Below are 5991 nucleotides of genomic sequence, written 5' to 3'. Positions count from 1 at the left end.
TCTGCGAGGCCATTCGCCAGGATCTGCTGGCCAACCGTTTTCTCGGCTGGCGTGTGCCCATGGAGAAGGTGGTGACCATCCACAAGGGCCATTACGCGGACTTCTGGCGCAAACCGCCGCTGCGTCTGTCCGATTACGGTGTGCCCGGGGACGGTCCGGTGATTGGCTGCGTGGCCCAGATGCGCAAGCGCAAGGGCATCCCGGCACTGATTCATGCCCTGGAGCAGCTGGAGAATCCTCGCGCCCGGCTGGTCCTGGTGGGGGATGTGGCGGACCGGGAAGTGGCCCGCTGTATTCGCCAGAGTCCGGCCAGGGATCGCATTCATCAGCTGGGATGGCAGGATGATGCTTCGCGGATTTCCGGCGCCTTTGATATTTTCGTGCTGCCGGCCTTGCGCCGCGAGGGCTTGCCCCGGGCCGTCATTGAAGCCATGTGTCAGAACGTGCCGCCGGTGGTCACCCGTGCCGGTGGTAGCCCGGAGCTGGTCGAGGATGGCGTTAGCGGCCTGGTGGTCCCGCCGGGCGATGCCGATGCGCTGGCTGGCGCCCTGGGCAGCCTGCTGAGTAATCCCGAGGCCCGCCGGCGCATGGGCCAGGCGGCGGAACAGCGAATCCGCGAATGCTTTACGCCGGAGCGCACAGTGCGCGAGACACTGGCTTTGTACGAAAAGCTCACCGGCTGGCGACCTGCGCAAGCCGCGCCAGCCCTGGCCCAGCAGGGCTGAGCCAGTCGCGGCCTTGCCGTTTGGGCGCCAATCCGCGAAAATAGGCGCTTTAATTTTTCCGTTGCGTCTCCATCCTCCCCGCCATCGGCGCCGCACAGGCCGTGGCCGGTCTGGCCGGCTGTAGCCGTTCCAGTGCCGGGGTGGGCTGCCATCGTACTCAGGGAGCTTGCATGCCCTCACGCCGAGAACTTGCCAACGCCATTCGTGCCCTGAGCATGGATGCGGTTCAGAAAGCCAACTCCGGTCATCCCGGCGCCCCCATGGGCATGGCCGATATTGCCGAAGTGCTGTGGAACGACTTCTTTCGGCACAACCCGCTCAACCCCAAGTGGGAGGACCGTGACCGCTTTGTGATGTCCAACGGTCATGGCTCCATGCTGGTCTATTCCCTCCTGCACCTGAGCGGATATGAGCTGCCCATGGAAGAGATTCGCAACTTCCGTCAGCTTCATTCCATGACACCGGGGCACCCCGAGTACGGCTATGCGCCGGGCGTGGAGACCACCACCGGTCCTCTGGGACAGGGTCTGGCCAATGCCGTGGGCATGGCCCTGGCGGAGAAGGTCCTGGCCGCCCGTTTCAATCAGCCTGGCTTCGATATCGTCGATCACTTCACCTATGTCTTCATGGGGGACGGTTGCCTGATGGAGGGCATCTCCCATGAGGCATGCTCCCTGGCAGGGACCATGGGGCTCGGCAAGCTGATTGCCTTCTATGATGACAACGGCATCTCCATCGACGGCGAGGTCGACGGCTGGTTCACCGACGACACGCCCAGGCGTTTCGAGGCCTATGGCTGGCATGTGGTCCGCGATGTGGATGGCCACGACGCCGAGGCGGTGCGTGCGGCCATCGAGCAGGCCCGTGCCGAATCCGACAAGCCCAGCATCATCTGCTGCAAGACCGTGATTGGTTTTGGTTCCCCCAACAAGAAGGGAACCGCTGGCGTCCACGGTGCCGCCTTGGGCGAGGACGAAGTTGCGGCGGCCCGCCAGGAACTGGGCTGGGAGCACCCGCCGTTTGAAGTGCCCGATGCCATTCGTGGCGGCTGGGATGCCCGCGCCAGGGGACAGGAAGTCGAGGATAGCTGGCGGGCACTGTTTGAGAATTATCGTCAGGAACATCCCGCCCTTGCGGCTGAATTCCAGCGGCGCATGAATGCTGAACTGCCCGGTGACTGGGAGGCGGTGGCCGGTGAGTTGCTGACCGCCATGGATCGGGATGGTGAGAAGATGGCCACCCGCAAGGCTTCCGGCAAGAGTCTCGATAGCCTGGCCCAGGCGCTGCCTGAGCTCATCGGTGGCTCCGCGGATCTCAGCGGCTCCAACAACACCCAGTTCAAGGACGCCCGCACGGTGACCGCGGCGGATCCGGATGGCAACTACATCTACTACGGGGTTCGGGAATTTGCCATGTCGGCAATGGTTTCCGGGCTGGCTCTGCACGGGGGCTTCATTCCCTATGCCGGCACTTTCCTGACCTTTTCCGATTATGCCCGCAATGCCGTGCGCATGGCCGCGCTGATGAAGGTGGGCTCCATCTTCGTCTATACCCATGATTCCATCGGCCTGGGCGAGGATGGGCCGACTCACCAGTCAGTGGAGCACCTGGCCTCCCTGCGCATCATCCCGGACATGACCGTGTGGCGTCCCTGTGACACCGTGGAAACCGCGGTGGCCTGGCAGGATGCCATCGAGCGACGCAACGGGCCCACCTGTCTGGCGTTGTCCCGCCAGGGTCTGCCCTTCCAGGCGCGTGACGGGGAGACCATCGGCAACATCCGGCGTGGCGCCTATGTCCTCTCTGACAGTGATGGCAAGCCCGATGTGATTCTGATCGGCACCGGCTCGGAAGTGGCGCTTTGTACGGAAGCCGCCAAGGGCCTGCGCGAGGAAGGCTTGAAGGTTCGCGTGGTGTCCATGCCTTCCAGTTGTGTCTTCAAGCGCCAGGATGCGGCCTATCGCAAGAGCGTGCTGCCGCCGGATGTCGCCGCCCGCGTGGCGGTGGAAGCCGGCGTCAGCGACGGCTGGCAGCGCTGGACGGGGGATGCCGGGGCCGTGGTCGGCCTGGACCAGTTCGGTGAATCGGCCCCCGCCGAGGACGTTTTCAAGCATTTCGGTTTTACGGTGACGCGGGTCATGGACACCGCGCGCGATGTACTCAAGAATCTCGACAGCTGATTCTCAGGAACCTCCAAGGGAGAGATGACATGGCGATCAAGGTAGCAATCAACGGTTACGGCCGCATCGGCCGCAATGTTCTGCGTGCACTTTATGAGGCTGGCCGCACCGATGAAATCCAAATCGTGGCGATCAACGATCTGGGTGATGCCGCAACCAATGCCCACCTGACGCGTTTCGATACCGCCCACGGCCGTTTCCCGGGCGAAGTGAAAGTGGATGGCGACTACCTGGTCGTCAATGGCGACAAGATCAAGGTCTGCGCCGAGCGCGATCCGAGCAAGCTGCCCTGGGGCGATCTGGGCGTGGATCTGGTGATGGAGTGCACCGGTCTGTTTGCCAGCAAGGACAAGGCCTCCGCCCATATCCAGGCCGGCGCCAAGAAGGTGTTGATTTCCGCTCCCGCGGGCAAGGACCTGCCCACCATCGTCTACGGCGTCAACCACGACAGCCTGACGGCCGATGACAGCGTGGTCTCCAACGCCTCCTGCACCACCAATTGCCTGGCCCCCCTGGTCAAGCCCCTGAACGACAAGGTGGGCATCGAGTCCGGGCTGATGAACACCATTCATGCCTACACCAACGATCAGGTGCTGTCCGACGTTTATCACAAGGACCTGCGCCGCGCCCGTTCCGCCACCATGTCCATGATCCCCACCAAGACCGGCGCCGCCGCCGCCGTGGGACTGGTGATGCCGGAACTCAACGGCAAGCTGGACGGTTTCGCTGTGCGTGTGCCCACCATCAACGTCTCCATGGTGGATCTGAGCTTCACCGCTTCCCGCGAAACCAGCGTCGAGGAAATCAACGGCATCCTGAAGGAAGCCGCTCAAGGTCCGCTCAAGGGTGTTCTGGCCTATACAGAAGACCCGCTGGTTTCCGTGGACTTCAACCACGATCCGGCTTCTTCCACCGTGGATGCCGGCCTGACCAAGGTCATCAACGGCAACCTGGTCAAGGTCTGCGCCTGGTACGACAACGAATGGGGTTTCTCCAACCGTATGCTGGACACCGCACTAGCCGTGATGAAGGCCTGAAGCGACCCCAGGCCGGCATGAGTCCGGGCGCCGGTTGCTGCCGGCGCCCGCATTTGTTTTTGGCAAACCAGGGAGGCTGGCGATGACCATCCTCAAAATGACGGAACTGGACCTTAGTAACAAGCGCGTTCTCATCCGCGAGGATCTGAATGTGCCGGTCAAAGACGGCAAGGTGACAAGTGACGCCCGCATCCGGGCCTCGCTGCCCACGATCAAGGCAGCATTGGACGGTGGTGCCCGGGTAATGCTGATGTCCCACCTTGGCCGACCCACGGAAGGGGAATATGACGAAAGCCAATCCCTGGCACCGGTGGCGGAACGCCTGACGGAATTGCTCGGCCGCAAGGTGCGCCTGGTCAAGGACTGGATCGATGGCGTGGCAGTCGAGGAAGGCGAGGTCGTTCTCTGCGAGAACGTTCGTTTCCTCAAGGGCGAGAAAGCCGATGACGAGGGCCTGGCACGGAAGATGGCCGCCCTGTGTGATGTCTTTGTCATGGATGCCTTTGGTACCGCCCACCGCGCACAGGCCTCGACCCATGGCGTCGCCCGCTTCGCCCCAGTCGCCTGTGCCGGACCGCTGCTGTCTCGGGAGCTGGAGGCACTGGGCCATGCCCTGGAGAACCCCAAGCGTCCCCTGGTGGCCATCGTTGCCGGCTCCAAGGTTTCCACCAAGCTGACCGTGCTGGAAAGCCTCAGCAAGGTGGTGGATCGACTGATTGTCGGTGGTGGCATCGCCAATACCTTCATTGCTGCCGCGGGTCATGACGTGGGCAAATCCCTGCACGAGCCCGATCTCATCCCCGAGGCCAAGCGCCTGATGGAGCAAGCCAAAGCCAAGGGCGGTGAAATTCCGGTTCCCAGCGACGTGGTCGTGGCAACCGAGTTCGATGCCAGCGCCGAGGCGGACGTGAAGAAGGTCGATGAGATTGCCGCCGATGAAATGGTGCTGGATATTGGCCCTGATACCGCCGAGGCCTTCGCCGAAAGCCTCAAGGAAGCCGGTACCATAGTCTGGAACGGTCCGGTGGGTGTGTTCGAGTTTGATCAGTTCGGACAGGGCACCCGCATACTGGCCGAGGCCATCGCCGATTCCTCCGCCTTTTCCATCGCTGGCGGCGGTGACACGCTGGCCGCGGTGGACAAGTATGGCATCGCCGATCGGGTATCCTATATTTCCACCGGTGGCGGGGCCTTCCTCGAATTCCTGGAAGGCAAGACGCTACCGGCGGTGGCCATTCTTGAAAGCCGTGGCAGCGAGCAGGCCGCCGCAGCTGGACATGGCTAGGGACGGTGGACAGTTCCAAGTGAACAGCTCCCATACGAAAACACCGCCTTCGGGCGGTGTTTTCGTATGGGAGCGTGAGGAAGGTTCTGCCTAGCTGTGCCTTTACCCGAGATTCCTTTATTCTCCTTGAACGTCTAGCCTGTTAGTCTGAAGAAATATCAATCCAGGTGATGCCGCTTCGCCGGCACCGCCTGTCGTCATTAACCTGCTGACTGTTCTTTCACATGCCAAGAAGAACCAAGATAGTTGCAACCCTGGGCCCGGCCGTCGCAACGGTTGATAAGTTGCGACAGTTGGTGGCAGCCGGGGTGGATGTCATGCGCATCAATTTTTCCCATGGCCAGGCCGAGGATCACGGTCGCCTGGCGGCGATGGCCCGGGAGGCGGCCGCGGCAGAAGAACGGGATGTGGCCCTGCTGGCGGATCTTCAGGGGCCCAAGATCCGCATAGACGGTTTCCGCAACGGCCCGGTGGAATTACGTGATGGTCAGCGCTTTGTATTGGATTCCAGTCTGGGCCCCAAAGGTGGCGACGAGACCCAGGTTGGCCTGACCTACAAGGGCCTGCCCGGCGATGTCCAGGCTGACGATGTCTTGTTGCTGGACGATGGTCTCATTGCTCTGCGCGTGGAGAGTGTGGAGGGGCAGCGGATTCATACCCGGGTGGAGATCGGCGGGCGCCTGTCGGACAACAAGGGCATCAACCGTCAGGGCGGGGGGCTGTCGGCGCCTGCCCTGACCGGGAAGGATCGGGAAGATATCCGT

At 62.6% G+C, this 5991-nt stretch carries 5 protein-coding genes; all 5 read left to right on the top strand.

The window, feature by feature from the left end:
• Nucleotides 1–725, top strand: a 725-nt coding sequence (locus ACJWXQ_RS03725) for a glycosyltransferase (protein WP_406672178.1), incomplete at its 5' end; no start/stop codon positions are given.
• A gap of 170 nt (nt 726–895) precedes the next feature.
• Nucleotides 896–2905: a transketolase gene (tkt, locus tag ACJWXQ_RS03720; RefSeq protein ID WP_346050528.1), complete on the top strand. Its 2010-nt coding sequence runs from the start codon at nt 896–898 to the stop codon at nt 2903–2905.
• Nucleotides 2906–2934: 29 nt separating this feature from the next.
• Complete coding sequence (gene gap, locus ACJWXQ_RS03715) at nt 2935–3942, top strand: type I glyceraldehyde-3-phosphate dehydrogenase (protein ID WP_346050527.1); 1008 nt, start codon at nt 2935–2937, stop codon at nt 3940–3942.
• An 82-nt stretch (nt 3943–4024) separates the two neighbouring features.
• On the top strand, nt 4025–5227 hold the full coding sequence (locus tag ACJWXQ_RS03710) for a phosphoglycerate kinase (protein WP_346050526.1): 1203 nt from the start codon (nt 4025–4027) through the stop codon (nt 5225–5227).
• 224 nt (nt 5228–5451) lie between these two features.
• Nucleotides 5452–5991: pyruvate kinase (locus tag ACJWXQ_RS03705; RefSeq protein WP_406672177.1), on the top strand; the 540-nt coding region annotated here is incomplete at its 3' end.

This window comes from Natronospira sp., from assembly GCF_007134575.1.
GTDB classification, from domain to species: Bacteria; Pseudomonadota; Gammaproteobacteria; order Natronospirales; family Natronospiraceae; genus Natronospira; species Natronospira elongata.
The sequence above is the reverse complement of the archived record's forward strand: the minus strand, read 5'-3'. Positions and strand labels throughout refer to the sequence as shown.

What these genes read in the sequence shown, in the direction of transcription:
- tkt (WP_346050528.1), top strand. Translation starts at nt 896, where the DNA reads ATGCCCTCACGCCGAGAACTTGCCAACGCCATTCGTGCCCTGAGCATG.
- gap (WP_346050527.1), top strand. Translation starts at nt 2,935, where the DNA reads ATGGCGATCAAGGTAGCAATCAACGGTTACGGCCGCATCGGCCGCAAT.
- ACJWXQ_RS03710 (WP_346050526.1), top strand. Translation starts at nt 4,025, where the DNA reads ATGACCATCCTCAAAATGACGGAACTGGACCTTAGTAACAAGCGCGTT.